The following is a 19,089-nucleotide window of genomic DNA, read 5'->3' as shown; positions in this document are numbered from 1 at the left end:
GGTCGGAGGCGATGGGGCTGTGGATACAGTCCCTCGGCTGGGTCCGCGGAATCCTGATCCCGCGAGATAGACCTGGAAAAAGGCCGACTGCTGCATTGCACAACGACGCGAATGGTACCCGATTTTCCGTGTTCGCGAAAGGGAAAAACGACGAACGAAAAACGGAGGACCCGAGGCCAGAAGGCGCCGGGTCCTGTTTCGGCGTGAAAAAGCCGGTTCTTACTTGCTGTTGATGGCGGTCTTCAACGTGGCGCCGGCCGAGAATTTCGGCACGCGCGACGCGGCGATCTTGATCGAGGCACCGGTCTGCGGATTCCGCCCGGTACGCGCCGCCCGCTCGGACACTTCGAAAGAGCCGAAGCCTGTGAAGGCAACTTTTTCGCCGGCAGCCATGCGCTCGACGATGATATCCAGCACGGTCGACAGGGCCCGGTCGGCCTGCGCACGGGAAACATCCAGACGGTCGGCCAGGGCCTCGACGAATTCACCTTTGTTCATGCTTATCCTCGATTGGTGTGTGTGTGGTACAGAGTTGCAGCTTTACCGCGCGGATTCTAGCACCGTCGCGGTCGCCGGGGATTTGCCCGGAACGTGGATACAACACGAAAAACAGCGATTTCATCGCCATAAACTCGTCATCCACCGAGCGTAGGATAGTCGATATACCCGCGGTCGCCTCCCTGATAGAAGGTATCGGCATCCCACTCGTTCAGCGGCGCGCCCGCGCGGAAGCGTTCGACGAGGTCCGGGTTCGAGATGTACGGGCGGCCGAACGCGACCGCATCGCAAATTCCCGCGGCGAGCGCAGCTTCCGCGCGCGCCTGGTCGAAGCCGCCGTTCGTCACGATCGCCATCGTCGCGATGTCGCGAAAATGGCGTGCCACTTCGTCGATCGCGCCGACCGCCCCGTCGAGCTGGTTCGGCAGATACGGCTCGGTCAGGTGCAGATAGGCCAGCTCATGGGCATTGGCACGACGCACGACGTACTCGAACATCGGCAGCGTATCCTCATCGACGCGCATGCCATGGAAGCGGTTCATCATCGGATTGAGCCGGAAGCCGATGCGCGACGGCGACCACTCGGCAGCCACCGCGTCGAGCACTTCGAAGAAGAAGCGCGCGCGGTTCGCGTGGCTGCCGCCGTATTCGTCGTCGCGCCGGTTCGCGAGCGGCGAAAAGAACTGGTGGATCAGGTAGCCGTTCGACGAATGGATCTCGACGCCGTCGAAGCCCGCCAGCGCCGCGTTGCGCGCCGCCTGCCCGAAGTCGGCGACGATCGCGGCGATCTCGTCGCGGCTCAGCGCATGCGGCGTCGGCGTGGTCTTCAGCCCGTCGGCCGCGAACATCTTCCAGTCGGCATTGATCGCGGACGGCGCGACCGGCAGTTCGCCGTCGTGGAATTCGGTCAGCGACAGACGGCCGCAATGCCACAACTGGCACACGATGCGCCCGCCCGCGGCATGGACGGCGTCGGTCACGCGCCGCCAGCCATCGACCTGCGCGTCGGACCAGATGCCGGGCGTATAGGGGTAGCCGCGCCCCTGTGCCGAGACGATCGTCGCCTCCGACACGATCAGGCCGGCGCTCGCGCGTTGGGCGTAATAGCGCGCCGTCGAATCGGTCGGGGCAAATTCGGGGTTGTCGGCGCGGCAGCGCGTCAGGGGCGCCATCACGACACGGTTCGGCAATTCCAGCGCGCCGAGGCGAACGGGTTGGAGCAGACGGGAATTCACGGTGCCTCCTCGGTCAGGAATCGAAAATTCGAACCGCGATCATTCTGCCAGCATTCACCGAGTATGCGCCACTGCGCAGGCGCGGCCAGGAGCGCATTCCGATCGGGAGAGTGGGCGCATGACTGCCGGGCAACGGGTGCGACGGACGGGGCCTCGCCGCGCCGTCGCACTTCCCGCACTCAGGTCGACAGCATTTCCTGATGCTTGCCGCCGAGGCCGAGATACGCCTCGATGACGCGCGGGTCGTCGGCGAGCTGGCGTGCCGGGCCTTCCATCGCGATCTCGCCGGTCTCGAGCACATAGGCGTAGTCGGCGACCTGCAGCGCGGCGCGCGCGTTCTGCTCGACGAGCAGGATCGACACGCCGCGGCGGCGCAACTCGCCGATGATGCGGAAGATCTCGCGCACAATCAGCGGCGCCAAGCCCAGGCTCGGCTCGTCGAGCATCAGGAGCTTCGGCTTGGCCATCAGCGCACGGCCGACCGCGAGCATCTGGCGCTCGCCGCCGGACAGCGTGCCGGCGAGCTGGGTGCGCCGCTCGCGCAGGCGCGGGAACAGCTGGTAGACCTCTTCCATCGTCTGGGCGTGGTCGCGGTGACCCGACCGATGGCGCTGGAACGCGCCGAGGACGAGGTTGTCCTCGACGGTCATCTCGCCGAACAGCTCGCGCTTTTCCGGCACCAGGTTCATGCCGCGCGCCACCATGCGCTCGACGACCGGCACGCCTTCGATCGTGCCGTCGAAGTCGACCTTGCCGCGCGATTCGAGCAATCCCATGATCGCCGACAGCATCGTCGTCTTGCCCGCGCCGTTGGGGCCGATGACGGTGACGATCTGCCCTTCGCCGACCTTGATGTTGGCGTTCGACAGCGCTTCGACCTTGCCGTACGACACGGTCAGGTCGCGCACTTCCAGCACCGTTTTCAGGATCAGGTTGCTGCCGTGGATGTTCGCGTTCATTCGACGCCTCCGAGATAGGCTTCGAGCACCGCCGGATTGCGCTGCACGTCTTCCGGCAGGCCCTCGGCGATTTTCTCGCCGAATTCCATGACGACGACGCGATCGACGAGGCCCATCACGAAGTCCATGTCGTGTTCGACAAGCAGGATGCCGATCCCTTCCCCGCGCAGCTTCTTCAGCAGCTCCGCGAGCGCCTGCTTTTCCTTGAAGCGCAGGCCCGCGGCCGGCTCGTCGAGCAGCAGCAGACAGGGGTCGGCGGCGAGCGCGCGGGCGATCTCGAGAATGCGCTGCTGCCCGAGCGCGAGGCTGCCGGCCGCATCGAACATGTGCTCGGCCAGTCCGACCCGCTCGATCTGGCGCGCGGCTTCGTTGAGCAGCCGCGCTTCCTGGTTGCGGTCGAGCCGCCATGCCGACGACAGCACGCCCTTGTCGCCGCGCAGGTGGGCGCCGATTGCGACGTTCTCCAGCACCGTCATCGTCGGCAGCAGCTTCACGTGCTGGAACGTGCGGCTCATGCCCATGCGTGCGATCTCGCGCGAGTCGCGCCCGGCCACCGCGCGGCCGAGGAACAGCACTTCGCCCGACGTCGGTGTATCGACGCCCGAGATCTGGTTGAACATCGTGCTCTTGCCCGCACCGTTCGGACCGATCAGCGCGAGGATCTCGCCGGCGCGCACCGACAGGCTCATGTTGTTGTTGGCGACGAGGCCGCCGAAGCGGCGCGTCACCTCCTTGGCCTCGAGGATCACTTCGCCCTTGGCCGGCAAAGGCTTTCTCGGCAGCGCCTCGGCGGCGGCGTCGAGTTCGCGGCGCGTCGCGCGCACCGGCACGAGCCGCGCCAGCATCGGCCACAGGCCGTCGCGCGCACGCTGCAGCACGATGACCATCATCAGGCCGAAGAAGATCACTTCGAAGTTGCCGCTCTGGCCGAAAATTCTCGGCAGCACGTCCTGCAGCCACTGCTTGGCGATCGTGATCACGCCGGCGCCGACGAGCGCGCCCCACACCTGGCCCGCCCCGCCGACGACCGCCATGAACAGGTACTCGATGCCGATGTGCAGGCCGAACGGCGTCGGGTTCACGAAGCGCTGCAGGTGTGCGTACAGCCAGCCCGACGCACAGGCGTGCAGCGCAGCGATGATGAAGATGATCATGCGCGAGCGCGCGGTGTTCACGCCCATCGCCTCGGCCATCACCATGCCGCCTTTGAGTGCGCGGATCGCCCGCCCTTCACGCGAATCGAGAAGGTTCTGGGTCGTGAACACCGCCGACAGCAGGAACAGCCAGATCAGGTAGAACAGCTCTTCGCCGCGGTCGAGTTCGAAACCGAACACCGTGATCGGCGGCACGCCGGTAAGACCCGTGTGGCCGCCGAGCGTGTCGAGCGTGCCGAACAGGAAATACAGGCTGATGCCCCAGGCGATCGTCCCGAGCGGCAGGTAGTGCCCGGACAGCCTGAGCGTCAGCGACCCGAGCACCAGCGCGACGACTGCGGTGAATACCAGGCCGACGACGAGCGCGAGCCACGGCGACCCGCCCGCCCACGCGAGCCAGCCCGGCAGTTCGGTCGCGGTCGTGAGCACCGCGGTGGTGTAGGCGCCGAGGCCGACGAAAGCCGCCTGGCCGAAGCTCGTCAGGCCGCCGACGCCGGTCAGCAGCACGAGACCGAGCGCGACGAGCGCGTACAGGCCGATGTAGTTCAAGAGCGTGACGTAGAACGGAGACAGCACCAGCGGGGCCACCGCCAGCACCGCGAGAAAGACGCCGAGAATCAGGCGCGGGGAGAACATCGGTTTCATTCCTCCTCCTCCACGTGGCGGCCTCTGAGCGAACGCCACAACAGAACCGGGATGATCAACGTGAACACGATCACTTCCTTGTGTGCGCTTGCCCAGAACGAGCTGAACGCTTCGAGCAGTCCGACCAGCAATGCGCCGGCGGCGGCCACCGGATAACTCCCGAGCCCGCCGACGATTGCCGCGACGAAGCCTTTCAGGCCGATCAGGAAGCCGGTGTCGTAATAGATCGTCGTGATCGGCGCGATCAGCACGCCGGACAACGCTCCGATCAGCGCGGCGAGGAAGAACGTGAGCCGCCCCGCGAGCGCCGGCGAAATGCCCATCAGGCGTGCGCCGACCCGGTTGATCGCAGTCGCCCGCAACGCCTTGCCGTAGAGCGTGCGCTCGAAGAACTGGTAGAGCGCGACGATCAGCACGAGCGACGAGACCACGACCCAGATCGTCTGACCGGAAACCATGACCGGGCCCATTTCGAAGCGCGCATCGGAGAACGGCGGCGTGCGCGAGCCTTCGGCGCCGAAGAACAGCAGCCCCAGGCCCACCATTGCGACGTGCACCGCGACCGACACGATCAGCAGGATCAGCACCGGCGCGGCGGCGATCGGCTGGTAGATGAGCCGGTACATCAGCGGCCCCATCGGCACGACCACGGCCAGCGCGAAGAGGATCTGCGCCGCCATCGGGAAGTCCTTGATCGGCAGCGTGTACAGCAGCGCGACGAGGACGAGCGGATAAGCGACGTACCAGCCGAGTAGCCGCACGAGCCGTCCGGGCTGGCCGGCGCGCAGCGCGAGCCGCGCATCGAGCCCCGCCGCGATCAGCCCGGCACCGAGCAGCAGCCATACGGTCGCGGGAATCGCACCGGCCTGGATCATGACGAGCGTGAGCGCGCCGTACGACACGAACTCACCCTGTGGAATGAAAATCACCCGAGTGACCGCGAACACCAACACGAGCGCGAGCGCGAGCAGCGCATAGATCGCCCCGTTGGTGATGCCGTCCTGCCCGAGCAGCAGAGCTATCTGGAAATCCATGGACAAACCTCGTTACCGGACCAGAACCTGCCAAGGCGGGACCCGGTCTGTCTCCGATGCATCGAAAGCGGGTCCGGCGGCGCCCGACGACGCCGCCGAACCGGTCTGCTTCAGCGTGTTTCCGACCGATTACTTGACGAGCTTCCAGGTCCCGTTCTGGATCTGCACCATCACGCGCGAACGCTGGTCCAGACCGAGGTGGTCGGTCGGGCTCATCGTGAAGATGCCGTGGGCAGCCGGCACTTCCTTCAGGTTCTCGAGTGCGTCACGCAGCGCGGTGCGGAACTCCGCGGTGCCCGGCTTCGCCTTCTTCAGCGCTTCCGGCGCCGCCGCGGCGAGGAGCACGCCGGCATCCCACGCGTGCGCGCCGAACGTCGACACGCTGCCCTTGCCATGCGCCGCCTCGTACTTCGTGATGTACTCGGTCGCGCTTTTCTTGACCGGGTTGCTGTCGTCGAGCTGGCTCGCGACGAGCACCGGGCCGGCCGGCAGGAAAGTGCCTTCGCAATCCTTGCCACAGACGCGCAGGAAGTCGTTGTTCGCGACGCCGTGGGTCTGGTAGATCTTGCCGGTGTAGCCGCGCTCCTTCAGCGCTTTCTGCGGCAACGCTGCCGGCGTGCCCGAACCGGCGATGAGGATCGCGTCGGGGCGCGCGGCCATCAGCTTCAGCACCTGGCCGGTCACCGAAGTGTCGTTGCGGTTGAAGCGCTCGTTGGCGACCATCTTGAGCTTGCGGGCATCCGCAACGCTCGAGAACTGCTCGTACCAGCCTTCGCCGTAGGCGTCGGCGAAGCCGATGAAGGCGACCGTCTTCACGCCGCTGTTCGTCATGTGCTCGACGATCGCGGTCGACATCTGCGCGTCGTTCTGCGGCGTCTTGAACACCCAGCGCTTCTTGTCGTCGACCGGCTCGACGATGCGCGCCGAAGCGGCCATCGAGATCATCGGCGTGCCGGATTCGGCGACGACGTCGATCATCGCCAGCGAGTTCGGCGACACCGTCGAGCCGAGCACGATATCGACCTTGTCTTCGGAGATCAGCTTGCGCGTGTTCTTCACTGCCGCGGTGGTGTCCGAAGCGTCGTCGAGCACGATGTAATTGACTTTCTCGCCGCCGATCGTCGTCGGCATCAGCGCGATGGTGTTCTTTTCCGGGATGCCGAGCGAGGCGGCCGGACCGGTCGCAGAAACGGTAACGCCGACATTGATGTCGGCGTGAGCGGCACCTGCCGCGAAAGCCATGCCGAGAACCGCGATTACTGAAGTGCGTAGCTTCATGTGTGTCTCCTCCTCTTCGGTTTATAAGCGGCCGACCCCGGACAGGGTTTTGGCCACGTGCAACACTTTTTGTTGCTCAGGCTGATTATTGTGTATCAAATCGCTGGTCGACGAGCAAAAATTCCTCATCTCGGTCGAATTGACCCGGCGGCCGAGGCGTCCCGCGGAAAACCGCCGCCGCTCATCGTACATGGACCTTGGGGCGCGCTGCTCCCCCGATGTCGCACAGCGCAGCCCGAAAGGCAGGGGCAGCGAGCCCGCGAGGCTCGCCGCTCATGCCATGACCCTGCCGCTCTGTTCGACGAAACCCTTGACGCCGTTGAGGAAAATCCCGGTCACGACCGGAGCCATGTCGCGGAACGTGAGCCGCCCATCGGTCCGCATCCACGTGAAAGTCCAGTTGATCATGCCGAACAGGATCATCGCGACCGGGCGTTCGAGCTTGCGCCCCTTCAGGCCCGGCTCGATCCGCACGATCGCGTCGGCAAACGCCGAAACCACCCTGCGCTGCTTCTGGGCGATCTTCGCCGCCTGCTCCTGCTGCAGGAATTTCACGTCCTGCACGATCACGATGTGCTGGTCGTGCGCATGCTCGTATTCCTCCATGAAGCGGGTGACGAGCTCGGCGAAATGCGCGTCGTCGTCGAGGCCGCGCGCGACGACGCCGTCGATGATCGCCAGCAGGCGGTCGATGTAGCTGTCCGCGATGTCGAAGAGGATGTGTTCCTTGTCGCGGTAGTAGTGGTACAGCAGCGGCTTCGACACGCCACAGGCTTCCGCAAGCGCCGACATCGACGCGTTGTGGAAGCCTTTCTGCGCGAACAGCGCAGCTGCCGCGTCGAGGATCGCCGCGCGCTGCAGTTCGAATGTGGGTGCCTTGCCTCGAGCCATGCGCTGTTTTTCCGTTTCGTCCGTTTGCGGGCCGCAGCGCTCAGCGCTCGTCGAACGTGATCACGACCCGCTCGGTCAGCGGATGCGCCTGGCAGGTGAGGATGTAGCCGGCATCGATGTCGGGCTGCTCGAGCGTGAAGTTCTTGTCCATGCGCACTTTGCCTTCGATGACTTTCGCCCGGCAGGTGCAGCACACGCCGCCCTTGCACGAATACGGCAGGTCCATGCCGGCACGCAGCGCGACGTCGAGGATCGACGGATCCTCGGCGCGGAACTCCATCTCGCGCTTGAGACCGTCGGCGATCACGGTGACTTTCGCCTGCGCCGCATCACCCGGCTCGACATGATGTTCGGGCGCGGAAGCCGGCACGCCGAAGCGCTCGAGATGGATGTGCTCGGGCGCGACGCCGCCTTTGTGCAGCGCCGCCTCCACTTCGTCGATCATGCCGCCGGGGCCGCAGATGAACGCTTCGTCGATGGTGTCGACCGGGATCAGCGTGTCGAGGAACGCGGCGACGCGCGCGGCATCGAGCCGGCCGTTGAACAGCGGCACTTCCTGCTCCTCGCGCGAGAACAGGTTGTACAGCGTGAAGCGCGACAGATAGCGGTTCTTCAGGTCCTCGAGCGCCTCGGCGAACATCACGCTGCCCTGGCGGCGGTTGCCATACACGAGCGTGAAGCGGCTCTTCGGCTCGGCGCGCAGCGTCGTCTTGATCAGCGACAGGATCGGCGTGATGCCGCTGCCGGCGGCGAACGCGACGTAGTGCTTCGCGTGCGACGGGTCGAGCGGCGTGTGGAAGCGGCCTTCGGGCGTCATCACGTCGAGCACGTCGCCGACCTTGATGCCGTTGTCGTTGACCCACGTCGAGAACGCGCCGCCGGCGATCTTCTTGATCGCGACACGCAATTCGTCGTCATCGACACCGGCGCAGATGGAATACGAGCGACGCATCTCCTCGTCGCCGACCCGCACTTTCAGGTTCAGGTGCTGGCCCTGCACGAAGCGGTAGTCGTCGGCGAGCTCGGCCGGCACCTCGAAGCGCAGGCTTATCGCTTCAGGCGTCTCGCGCCGCACTTCGGTGACTTTCAGGGGATGGAATTTCGGCGTTCTGGGGGTCATCAGGGGTCTCCGTGGCCGCTCTCGGGCGACTTAGATCGGTTTGAAATATTCGAACGGTTCGAGGCACGAGCGGCAGCGGTACAGCGCCTTGCACGCGGTCGAGCCGAATTCGGACAGGCGCACCGAATCGGTCGAGCCGCAGCGCGGACACGCGAGCTTCTTCGGCACGAAGCGGAGCGGCTGCGGGCCGACCGGCGCGTCGCCTCCGGGCGGCGCGATGCCGTAGGCGCGCAGTTTTTCCTTCGCCGGCTCGGTGATCCAGTCGGTCGTCCAGGCCGGAGCCAGACGCGTCTCGACCGTCACCTCCCCGCCGCCCGCGGCCACCAGCGCGTCGCGGATGCTCTGCGCGATGACTTCGGTCGCCGGGCAGCCGGAGTATGTCGGCGTGACGACGACGCGCAGGCCGGTCGCTGTCGCGACGACTTCGCGCACGATACCGAGCTCAGTCACCGAGATCACCGGGATCTCGGGGTCCGGCACCGCTTCGAGCACCTCCCAGGCGCGGGCTTCGGTCAGCATGGCGGCCGTCGCCCCGCTCACCACTGCGCGCCGGGGTAGGTGCGCTGCATGATCTGCATCTCGGCGAGCAGGTGCCCCATGTGCTCGCTGTGGCGGCCGAACTTGCCATACGAACGGAACGGCGTGCGCGCCGGCACGGTCAGCGTCGCCTCGGCCAGCACCGGCATCACCAGCGCTTCCCACGCCGCTTCCAGTTCGCTCCACGCCGGACCGACGCCGGCCGCCGCGACCGCGTCGTCGACCGGCGTCGTGGCGAAGAACTCGGCCGTGTAGGGCCACAGATAGTCGAGCGCCCCTTGCGCGCGAGCGTGCGATTCGGCCGTGCCGTCGCCGAGGCGGATCACCCAGTCGCCGGCGTGCTGCGCGTGGTAGCGTGCTTCCTTGATGCTTTTCGCGGCGATCGCGGCGAGCTCGGCATCGCTCGACGTCATCAGGCGTTCCCACAGCAGCTTCTGCAAGCTGCTGTAGAGGAAGTTGCGCACCATCGTGCGGGCGAAGTCCTGGTTCGGCAGCTCGCACAGGGTCAGGTTGCGGTAGTTCGGCTCGGTGCGCAGGAACGCGAGCTGATCCTCGTCGCGGCCGCGCCCTTCGAGCCGGCCGGCGTGCGTGAGCAGCATGCGCGCCTGGCCGATCAGGTCGAGCGACATGTTCGCGAGCGCCATGTCCTCCTCGAGCACCGGCGCGTGGCCGCACCACTCGGACAGGCGCTGGCCGAGGATCAGCGCGTTGTCGCCGAGGCGCAGCACGTATTCGACATGTTCGGGGCTGGTCATCTGTTGGGTCATCGTCATCGCCCTCTTACATGTGGTTCACTTCGTCCGGCAGCTGGTAGAACGTCGGGTGCCGGTAGATCTTGTCTTCGGCCGGGTCGAACAGCTCCGGCTTCGCGTCGGGGTCGGAAGCGACGATGTGGTCGGCCTGCACGACCCACAGGCTCACGCCTTCCTGGCGGCGCGTATAGACGTCGCGCGCGACCTGCAGCGCGAGCTTCGCATCCGGCGCATGCACGCTGCCGCAGTGTTTGTGGTCGAGTCCGTTACGGCTGCGGACGAAAACTTCCCACAGCGGCCATTCCTTGCGTTCCATGTCTATCTCCTCTGTCGAGAGCGGCTCAGCCCGCTCTTCGGTCGGTTATCAACCCGGCAATACCGTTCGGGCTGAGCTTGTCGAAGCCTTGGCAGCGCCCTTCGACAAGCTCAGGGCGAACGGTTGTATTCGATTGCCCCCTGAATAGTTAGCGGGATTCAGGCGGCGCGGCTGTCGCGGGCGTCGTGCTTGCGTGCATATTCGAGCGCCGCTTCGCGCACCCACGCGCCGTCGTCCCAGGCCTTGACGCGCGCTGCGAGCCGGTCGACATTGCCCTGGCCGTGGCCGTTGACGACGTTCCAGAACTCGTCCCAGTCGATCGCGCCGAAGTCGTAATGGCCGCGCGCCTCGTTCCATTTCAGCGCGGGGTCCGGCATCGTCACGCCGAGCACTTTGGCCTGCTCGACCGTCGCATCGACGAACTTCTGCCGCAGGTCGTCGTTCGAGATGCGCTTGATGCCCCAGCGCGCGCTCTGTGCGGAGTGCGTCGAATCCTTGTCGTGCGGGCCGAACATCATGATCGACGGCCACCACCAGCGGTTCACCGCGTCCTGAACCATGTCGCGCTGTTCTTGGGTGCCTTTCATCATCGTCAGCAGCAGGTCGTAGCCCTGGCGCTGGTGGAACGATTCTTCCTTGCAGATGCGCACCATCGCACGCGCATACGGCCCGTAGCTGCACTTGCACAGCGGGATCTGGTTCATGATCGCCGCGCCGTCGACGAGCCAGCCGACGACGCCGATGTCCGCCCACGTCAAGGTCGGGTAGTTGAAGATCGAGCTGTACTTCGCACGGCCCGAGTGCAGCGCGTCGAGCAGTTCGTCGCGCGACACGCCGAGCGTCTCGGCCGCCGCGTACAGATACAGCCCATGGCCGCCTTCGTCCTGCACTTTGGCGAGCAGGATCGCCTTCCTCTTCAACGTCGGCGCGCGCGTGATCCAGTTGCCTTCGGGCAGCATGCCGACGATCTCGGAATGCGCGTGCTGGCTGATCTGCCGCACCAGCGTCTTGCGGTACGACTCGGGCATCCAGTCCTTCGCCTCGATATAGCCGCCGGCGTCGATCTTCGCGTCGAATTCGGCCTGGTACGCGGGGTTCTCGATCGTCCGCGGACCTTTCGCCTCGGTGTTCTGCTGGGGAATATCCAGAGCTTGTGTGTACATCGAATATGCTCCTTCTTCATGTCCGGCGACGTCGGATCGCGCTGCCGGGAAATTCAAGTTCCGTGACGGGTGCTGCCGTACTACTCATTCCTTCGGCCGGCGGTCGATGACGCGCTTGGCTTTGCCGATCGTCACGCGCTCGATCGAGAACGGCTCGCCGACCTGCACGTTCGCCGAGACGCCGACAAGGGTCTTGATGCGATGCGCGAGCTCCTCGCCGAGCGCTTCCTTCTGCTCCGGATGCCGGCCGACGACCGCCTCCGGGTCCAGCTCGACTTTCACGGTCAGCGTGTCCATGTGGCCTTTCTTGTCGACCTCGAGCAGGTATTGCGGGGCGAGCTGAGGCATGTGGCAGATCAGCTCCTCGATCTGCGTCGGGAAGAGATTCACGCCGCGGATGATCAGCATGTCGTCGGAACGCCCGGTGATCTTCGCCATGCGCCGCATGCTGCGCGAAGTCGGCGGCAGCAGCCGCGTCAGGTCGCGCGTGCGATAGCGGATCACCGGCATCGCCTCCTTCGTCAGCGTCGTGAAGACGAGCTCGCCTTCCTCGCCGTCGGGCAGCACTTCGCCGGTGTGCGGATCGATGATCTCCGGGTAGAAGTGGTCTTCCCAGACGACCGGACCGTCCTTCGACTCGATGCATTCGCTGGCGACGCCCGGCCCCATCACTTCGGACAGGCCGTAGATGTCCACCGCATCGAGGCCGGAATGCGCCTCCATCGCCTCGCGCATCCCCTGCGTCCAGGGCTCGGCGCCGAATATGCCGACTTTCAGCGAAGTCGACTTCGGGTCGATGCCCATGCGCTCCATCTCGTCGAGGATCGTCAGCATGTACGACGGCGTCACCATGATGATGTCGGGCTTGAAGTCCTGGATCACCTGGATCTGCTTCTCGGTCTGCCCGCCGGACATCGGCACCACCGCACAGCCGAGCCGCTCGGCGCCGTAGTGCGCGCCGAGACCGCCGGTGAACAGACCGTAGCCGTAGGACACATGCACCATGTCGCCGGCCCGCCCGCCGGCGGCCCGGATCGAGCGCGCGACGACATTGGCCCAGGTGTCGATGTCCTTCAGCGTGTAGCCGACGACGGTCGGCTTGCCGGTCGTGCCCGACGACGCATGGACTCGGGCGAGCTTGCCGCGCGGCACCGCGAACATCCCGAACGGGTAGTTGTCGCGCAGGTCGGCTTTCGCGGTGAACGGAAAGCGGGCGAGGTCCTCGAGCGTATTCAGGTCGTCGGGATGAACGCCTTTCGCCTCGAAGCTCTTGCGGTAATGCGGCACGTTTTCATACGCGTGGCGCACGCTCCACTTCAGCCGCTCGAGCTGCAACGCGCGCAGTTCGTCCCGGCTGGCGGTCTCGATCGGCTCCAGATCACCGGGCGACGGCGTCTTCACTGGCATGGTTCTCTCCTCCAAAGGTTTCGGCTGCGTGGATTTCATGTTGAAGCGCGATTGTTGCCACCACCGGACCTCGCGCGCTCCGATCCACGTCAAAAGTTGTTCACAAATCCACGACCGCCCGGCCTTTCAGGCGGTACGACTTGCCGCGCATCATCGCCAGCAGCTCGCCTTTCTGATTGACCACGGTGACGTCATAGACTCCGGTACGCCCGGCGACGAAAAGCTCTTTCGCTTCCGCGATGAGCACGTCGCCCGGGCGGCCCGGCGCCATGAAGTCGAGGCTGATGCCGGACGCGACCGTCATTTCGTTGTGGCTGTTGCACGAATACGCGAACGCCGCGTCGGCGAGCAGCGTGATGAAGCCGCCGTGGCAGATGCCGAAACCGTTCAGCATGTCCTTGCGCACCGTCATCGTCATCTTCGCGTAGCCGGGTCCGATCGCTTCGACGCCGATGCCGTAACCCTTCAGCGTCGGGTCCTTCTCCGACATGCCGTCGCGCACTCGTTCGGCCAGCATCTGCGGCTCGAGTCCGTTCGCGAGGTCCCTGAAACCCGCCTCAGTCATGCACCAGCTCTCCCTTGAACGCCTTGCGCTGCAGGAACGGCGACACGCGATAGCGTTCTTCGCCGTAATGCGCGGCGAGGTTCGCGATCACTTCGGCGATGAACGCCGCGCCGAGCTGGTCGGCCCACGCGAGCGGCCCGCCTTTCGGGTAGTTCGTGCCGTGACACATCGCGGTGTCGACGTCGGCGGCACTGGCGACGCCGTACAGCACCGCGTCGGCGGCCTCGTTCGCGAGCATCGCGACGACGCGCAGCGACAGCAGGCCGGCCACGTCGTCGATGACGCTCACATTGACGCCGGCTTTCTGCAGCGTGCCGACGACCGCGCGAAACGCGCCGAGGCCGCACTGGTCGGCGCGCGCGACGGTGATGCGCCCGGTCGCGGCAAAGTCGAGGCACAGGTCGAGCAGCACCAGGTTCGGGCACTCTTCCTCGACCGCACGGCGGGTCGCGGTGCGTCCGTCGGACAGCGCGACGCACGCCGCGCCGATCTTCATCCAGCCGCGCCCGCCCTTGCCCGCTTCGCGCCGCACCTCGACGCCGCCCGCTTCGAGCCGTGCGATCAGCGGCGCCGCGGCGCCGATGTCGCCCACCACGGCGATCTTCGCCTCGGCATTGCGCACCGGTTCGCTGCGCGCCGGCGGCCTGACCGCGCCTTCAGCGTAGTCGTAGAAGCCGCGCCCGCTCTTGCGCCCGAGCCGGCCGGCAAACACGAGCTCCTGCTGGATCAGGCTCGGAGCGAAGCGGCGATCGTTGAAATACGCTTCGAACACCGAGCGCGTGACGGCGAAGTTCACGTCGTGCCCGATCAGGTCCATCAGTTCGAACGGCCCCATCGCGAAACCGCAGCCTTCGCGCAGGATCGCGTCGAGCGTCTGAGGCTCCGCAGCTTTCTCGGCGAGCACGCGCAGCGCTTCGGCGTAGTACGGGCGGGCGACGCGGTTGACGATGAAGCCCGGCGTCGATTTCGCATGCACCGGAATCTTGCCCCACGCCCGCGCCGTCGCGTGCAGGGTGTCGGCGATCGCGCGCTCGGTCGCGAGGCCCGAGACGACTTCGACGAGCGCCATGCGCGGCGCCGGGTTGAAGAAATGCAGCCCGGCAAAGCGCCCCGGGCGCGCGAGCCCGGCGGCCATCGCCGTGATCGACAGCGACGACGTGTTGCTCGCGAGGATCGCGTCTTCGCCGAGCAACGCTTCGAGCTCCCTGAACAACGCCTGCTTGACGTCGAGGTTCTCGACGATCGCCTCGATCGCGAGCCCGGCGTCGCGCGCGTCGGCAAGCGCCGCGACCGGCAGCACGCGCGCCCGGATCGCTTGCGCCTCGGCTTCAGGCAGCCGCCCCTTCGCGACGAGATAGCGCAAGTCCTTGTCGATGCCTGCACACCCCGACTGCACCGCTTCCGGGCGGCCGTCGTACAGATACACTGCGTGGCCGGCACGTGCGGCGACGTGGGCGATGCCGCTGCCCATCGCGCCGGCGCCGATCACGAGCACTTTCACGTTCTTGTTCAGCGCCTTCATTTGACGTCCTTTGCAGCGCATGGCGAGGATTTCATTGTCCTAGTCCCCCTTGAAGCGCGGCGCGCGCTTTTCGATGAACGCAGCGACCCCTTCGCGATAGTCGTTCGACTGGCCGCACACCGTCATCATGTTGCGCTCGAGGTCGAGCTGGGTTTCGAAGTCGTTCGTCGAACTTGCCCAGATCGCCTTCTTCGTCTGCGCGTAGCCGAAAGTCGGTCCCTGCGCGAGGCTCGCCGCGACTTGCTGCACGGTCGGCATCAGCGCGTCGTCGTCGACGCATTTCCAGATCAGGCCCCACTGTTCGGCCTGTTCGGCGCCGAGCTTCTCGCCGAGCAGCGCGAGCCCGAGCGCGCGCGCCGGGCCGACGAGGCGCGGCAGGATCCAGCTGCCGCCGGTGTCCGGCACGACGCCGAGCTTGCTGAACGACTGGATGAAGCTCGCCGAACGCGCCGCGAACACGAGGTCGCACGCCAGCGCGATGCTCGCCCCGGCCCCGGCCGCGACGCCATTGACTGCGGCGATGACCGGCAGATCGAGGTTGCGCAGCGCCATCGCCAAAGGCTTGTAGTTCTTCTCGACCGAGGCGCCGAGATCGACCGGCGCTTCGCCCGGGGCGACGGCGCGGTCGGCGAGATCCTGCCCGGCGCAGAAGCCGCGCCCGGCGCCGGTGATGACTAGGACGCGGACGATGCCTCGGTCGCGCCCGGCCTTCACCGCGGCAAGCGCTTCGCGCACTTCCTCGTGCATGCGGTTCGTGAAGCTGTTGAGCCGGTCAGGCCGGTTCAACGTCAGCGTCGCGACGCCGCCGACGACTTCCATGCGGATCGTTTCTCCCTGCATGTCAAACTCGTTGCTCATTCAGGTCTCCTGATTGTTTGCCCGGGTGCGGCGTGGCACCCTGTCGGCGTCCTGGTCGCGTTGTGCCAGCGTCGAATTGGGGGGCTGGCGTTGTTTGACCGACCGGTCAATCAATAGTAATCTTGACCCAGATCAAAAGACAACTGTTTTTTGCTTGACAAGTTTGCCGCGCTGCAACATCGGCGCACTCCAGAACGCAGAGCCCTGCGCGGCGGCATCCCACCCGACGAGAGGAGAGTTCCATGACCCATCCGCTGTTCGAAAAGCACCGCGCGACGCTCGACGCCGCCGTCCAGGCAACCCGTACGCGCGGCTTCTGGACGCCGTATCCCGAAATGCCAAGTCCGAAGGTTTATGGCGAAACGGCCAATGAAGACGGCCAGCGCGCAGTCGAAGCCTGCTTCGGCCAGGATTTCCCGCTCGAGCAGGCGGGCGAAACCGGCCGGCTCGCGCCGGAACGCTCGCCTTACGGCCTCGACCTCGGCGTGCGCTATCCGGTGTGCTCGCCGGCAGCGCTCGTCGAGGCGGCGCAGGCGGCGCAGGACGGCTGGCAGCGCCTCGGCGCGGAAGGGCGCGTCGGCGTCTGCCTCGAGATCCTCGAGCGCCTCAACAAGCGCAGCTTCGAGATCGCGCACGCGGTGATGCTGACCAGTGGCCAGGGCTGGATGATGGCTTTCCAGGCCGGCGGTCCGCACGCGCAGGACCGCGGCCTCGAAGCGGTCGCCTATGCGTGGGACGAGATGAGCCGCATTCCGGCTGAAGCGGTGTGGGAGAAGCCGCAGGGCAAGAATCCGCCGCTGCGGATGAAGAAACACTTCGAGATCGTCGGCCGCGGCGTCGCGCTGGTGATCGGCTGCGGCACGTTCCCGACGTGGAACACGTATCCGGGCTTCTTCGCCGCGCTCGCGACCGGCAATCCGGTTATCGTCAAGCCGCACGAGCACGCGATCCTGCCCGCGGCGATCACCGTGCGCATCGCTCGCGAAGTGCTCGCCGAGCAGGGCCTCGACCCGAACGTCGTCAGCCTCGCGGTCGTCACGAAACGTGAAGACACGCAGGCGCTCGCGACCCACCCGGCGGTCAAATCGATCGACTTCACCGGCGGCAACCTGTTCGGCGAGTGGCTCATCGACAACGCGCGGCAGGCGCAGGTGTATGCGGAACTGGCCGGCGTCAATAACGTCGTCGTCGAGTCGACCGATGCGTACAAGGCGATGCTGCGCAACCTCGCGTTCACGCTGTGCCTGTATTCGGGGCAGATGTGCACGACGACGCAGGCGATCCTCGTGCCGGCGGACGGGATCGATACCGATCAGGGGCACAAGAGCTTCGACGAGTTCGCTGCCGACCTCGCCGCCGCGATCGACAAGACGCTCGCGGACCCGGCGGTCGCGACCGCAGTGCTCGGGGCGATCCAGTCCGCGGACACGCTGCGCCGCATCGACGAAGCCGGCGAATACGGCCAGGTCGTGCTCGCGTCGCGCAAGCTCGAACACCCCGAGTTCCCGAACGCCGAAGTACGCACGCCGGTGCTGCTGAGCTGCGACGCGAGCGACGAGAAAAGCTACCTGGTCGAGCGTTTCGGCCCAATCTCGTTCGTCGTCCGCGTGGCCGATGCCGACGCCGCGGTGGCGCTGTCCGAGCGCATCGTACGCGAGCACGGCGCGCTGACGGTCGGCGTGTACTCGACGAAGCCGCAGGTGCTCGACGCGATGACCGCGGCGACGATGCATGCCGGGGCGGCGCTATCGATCAACCTGACCGGCGGGGTGTTCGTCAATCAGTCGGCGGCGTTCTCCGACTATCATGGAGTCGGCATGAACCCGGCGGCCAATGCGAGCTACGCCGACAGCGCCTTCGTCGCGAACCGCTTCCGCGTCGTGCAGCGGCGCTATCACGTCGAATGACGTAACGCCCGCCGGGCAAAACGGGGCGCTGCGGCGCCCCGTTTGCATCGCCCCGGGTGTGTGCGCGTCCCGACGCTGCACGAGCCCGGTCAGCGCCGTGCAAAAACCGCGCACCCGGCGTCGGAAGCACGCCGCGCTCCGGGCGTCGTCTTCCGGCGTCTTGTCCCCTTTTCGAATCCGGGAGATTCAAACGATGCCCTGCTACGAAATCGACGGCCTGCGTCCGGTCGTCCACCCGAGCGCCTTCGTCCACCCCGACGCAGTGCTGATCGGCGACGTCATCGTCGGCGCACGCTGCTACGTCGCGCCGCTCGCGAGCCTGCGCGGCGATTTCGGCCGGATCATCCTCGAACCGGGCTCGAACCTGCAGGACAACTGCGTGATGCACGGCTTTCCGAACCTCGACACGATCGTCGAGGAAGACGGCCACATCGGCCACGCGGCAGTGCTGCACGGTTGTCGCATCGGCCGCAATGCGCTCGTCGGCATGAACGCGGTCGTCATGGACAACGCAGTCGTCGGCGATTCGGCGGTCGTCGCCGCGTGCGCGTTCGTCAAGGCCGACATGGTGGTCCCGCCGCGCATGCTCGCCGCGGGCATTCCGGCCAAGGTGGTCCGCGAACTCACCGCGCAGGAAATGGACTGGAAAATCGACGGCACGCGCTGCTACCACGAGCTGACCGTGCGCAGCCTCGCGACGCTCAAACCGTGCCTGCCGCTGGCCGAGCCCGAAGCGAACCGCCCGAAATTCGACCTGCCGCCGGGCATCGTGCCGCTCGTCGACCTGAAGCGGGGCAACTGACCGACGATGCCCGACCACGGCAACCTGTTCGACGTGCCGCCGCCCGCACGCGGCACCGAGCTTTTCGACCCGCTGTTCGCCAACGCGCGGGTACGCATCGAGCGCATCGTATCGAACGCGGCGGCGAGCGCGGAAAGCTGCTGGTACGACCAGCCCGACGACGAGTGGGATGCTGGTGCGCGGCGACGCAGTGCTCGAATTCGCCGATGGCCGGCAGCTCGCGATGCGGGCCGGCGACTGGGTGACGATTCCGGCACGTTGTCGTCACCGCGTCGCGTCGACCGGCGCTGACGCGGTGTGGCTCGCGGTGCATGCGGCGGTCGAACAGGGGAACGTTTGAAGAAGCGCTGCGCCACGGCGCAGTGCAAAAGCAAAACGGCGACGACCGGAAGGTCGTCGCCGTTTTGCCGTTCACCCCTACCCGTCACGGCGACGGGCAGCGGCTT

General features: G+C 66.4%; 18 protein-coding genes and 1 pseudogene. 3 read left to right on the top strand and 16 right to left on the bottom strand.

Annotation, left to right across the window (positions count from 1 at the left end; all coding sequences use genetic code 11):
• Window positions 1-219: 219 nt before the first annotated feature.
• From PA01_09520 to paaG, 16 genes are all read right to left on the bottom strand, one after another.
• Window positions 220-498: an HU family DNA-binding protein gene (locus PA01_09520; protein KON81796.1), complete on the bottom strand. Its 279-nt coding sequence runs from the start codon at window positions 496-498 to the stop codon at window positions 220-222.
• A gap of 137 nt (window positions 499-635) precedes the next feature.
• Window positions 636-1,733 (bottom strand): alkene reductase, encoded by a 1,098-nt coding sequence (locus PA01_09515; GenBank protein KON81795.1) that lies wholly within the window; start codon window positions 1,731-1,733, stop codon window positions 636-638.
• A gap of 179 nt (window positions 1,734-1,912) precedes the next feature.
• Window positions 1,913-2,692, bottom strand: a complete 780-nt coding sequence (locus PA01_09510; protein KON81794.1) for an ABC transporter ATP-binding protein — start codon at window positions 2,690-2,692, stop codon at window positions 1,913-1,915.
• Window positions 2,689-4,482, bottom strand: coding sequence for a branched-chain amino acid ABC transporter ATP-binding protein/permease (locus PA01_09505; GenBank protein ID KON81793.2), 1,794 nt, complete (start codon window positions 4,480-4,482; stop codon window positions 2,689-2,691). The genes PA01_09510 and PA01_09505 overlap by 4 nt, the downstream gene beginning before the upstream one ends.
• A gap of 5 nt (window positions 4,483-4,487) precedes the next feature.
• Window positions 4,488-5,525 (bottom strand): branched-chain amino acid ABC transporter permease, encoded by a 1,038-nt coding sequence (locus PA01_09500; GenBank protein KON81792.1) that lies wholly within the window; start codon window positions 5,523-5,525, stop codon window positions 4,488-4,490.
• Between the two features lie 129 nt (window positions 5,526-5,654).
• A complete protein-coding gene (locus PA01_09495) occupies window positions 5,655-6,803 on the bottom strand; it encodes an ABC transporter substrate-binding protein (GenBank protein ID KON81791.1) in 1,149 nt (382 codons plus the stop codon).
• A gap of 273 nt (window positions 6,804-7,076) precedes the next feature.
• On the bottom strand, window positions 7,077-7,694 hold the full coding sequence (locus PA01_09490; protein ID KON81790.1) for a TetR/AcrR family transcriptional regulator: 618 nt from the start codon (window positions 7,692-7,694) through the stop codon (window positions 7,077-7,079).
• A 40-nt stretch (window positions 7,695-7,734) separates the two neighbouring features.
• Window positions 7,735-8,814, bottom strand: a complete 1,080-nt coding sequence (gene paaK, locus PA01_09485; GenBank protein ID KON81789.1) for a phenylacetate-CoA oxygenase/reductase subunit PaaK — start codon at window positions 8,812-8,814, stop codon at window positions 7,735-7,737.
• A gap of 30 nt (window positions 8,815-8,844) precedes the next feature.
• Complete coding sequence (paaJ, locus tag PA01_09480) at window positions 8,845-9,333, bottom strand: phenylacetate-CoA oxygenase subunit PaaJ (protein ID KON82422.1); 489 nt, start codon at window positions 9,331-9,333, stop codon at window positions 8,845-8,847.
• Between the two features lie 17 nt (window positions 9,334-9,350).
• Window positions 9,351-10,118, bottom strand: coding sequence for a phenylacetate-CoA oxygenase subunit PaaC (gene paaC / locus PA01_09475; GenBank protein KON81788.2), 768 nt, complete (start codon window positions 10,116-10,118; stop codon window positions 9,351-9,353).
• 13 nt (window positions 10,119-10,131) lie between these two features.
• Entirely contained in the window at window positions 10,132-10,419 is a 288-nt protein-coding gene (gene paaB, locus PA01_09470) for a 1,2-phenylacetyl-CoA epoxidase subunit B (GenBank protein KON81787.1), read from the bottom strand.
• A gap of 158 nt (window positions 10,420-10,577) precedes the next feature.
• Window positions 10,578-11,582, bottom strand: a complete 1,005-nt coding sequence (paaA, locus tag PA01_09465) for a 1,2-phenylacetyl-CoA epoxidase subunit A (protein ID KON81786.1) — start codon at window positions 11,580-11,582, stop codon at window positions 10,578-10,580.
• Window positions 11,583-11,666: 84 nt separating this feature from the next.
• Complete coding sequence (gene paaF / locus PA01_09460) at window positions 11,667-12,989, bottom strand: phenylacetate--CoA ligase (protein KON81785.1); 1,323 nt, start codon at window positions 12,987-12,989, stop codon at window positions 11,667-11,669.
• A 100-nt stretch (window positions 12,990-13,089) separates the two neighbouring features.
• Entirely contained in the window at window positions 13,090-13,554 is a 465-nt protein-coding gene (gene paaI, locus PA01_09455) for a hydroxyphenylacetyl-CoA thioesterase PaaI (GenBank protein ID KON81784.1), read from the bottom strand.
• A complete protein-coding gene (gene paaC, locus PA01_09450) occupies window positions 13,547-15,076 on the bottom strand; it encodes a 3-hydroxyacyl-CoA dehydrogenase PaaC (GenBank protein ID KON81783.1) in 1,530 nt (509 codons plus the stop codon). The genes paaI and paaC (PA01_09450) overlap by 8 nt, the downstream gene beginning before the upstream one ends.
• 39 nt (window positions 15,077-15,115) lie before the next feature.
• Window positions 15,116-15,934 (bottom strand): 2-(1,2-epoxy-1,2-dihydrophenyl)acetyl-CoA isomerase PaaG, encoded by an 819-nt coding sequence (gene paaG / locus PA01_09445; protein ID KON82421.2) that lies wholly within the window; start codon window positions 15,932-15,934, stop codon window positions 15,116-15,118.
• A gap of 242 nt (window positions 15,935-16,176) precedes the next feature.
• On the opposite strand from paaG, the gene paaN reads away from it, so the two are divergent.
• The 3 genes and pseudogenes from paaN to PA01_09430 all read left to right on the top strand — a co-directional run bounded on the left by paaN (window position 16,177) and on the right by PA01_09430 (window position 18,983).
• A complete protein-coding gene (paaN, locus tag PA01_09440; protein ID KON81782.1) occupies window positions 16,177-17,841 on the top strand; it encodes a phenylacetic acid degradation protein PaaN in 1,665 nt (554 codons plus the stop codon).
• A 193-nt stretch (window positions 17,842-18,034) separates the two neighbouring features.
• Window positions 18,035-18,643 carry a phenylacetic acid degradation protein PaaY gene (paaY, locus tag PA01_09435; protein ID KON81781.1) on the top strand — a complete coding sequence of 203 codons (609 nt, stop codon included), beginning with the start codon at window positions 18,035-18,037 and terminating at the stop codon, window positions 18,641-18,643.
• Between the two features lie 6 nt (window positions 18,644-18,649).
• Window positions 18,650-18,983, top strand: a pseudogene (locus PA01_09430) (cupin domain-containing protein).
• Window positions 18,984-19,089 lie beyond the last annotated feature (106 nt).

Origin of the sequence: Azoarcus sp. PA01 (assembly GCA_001274695.2) — a bacterium.
GTDB lineage: Bacteria > Pseudomonadota > Gammaproteobacteria > Burkholderiales > Rhodocyclaceae > Aromatoleum.
The sequence above is the reverse complement of the archived record's forward strand: the minus strand, read 5'-3'. Positions and strand labels throughout refer to the sequence as shown.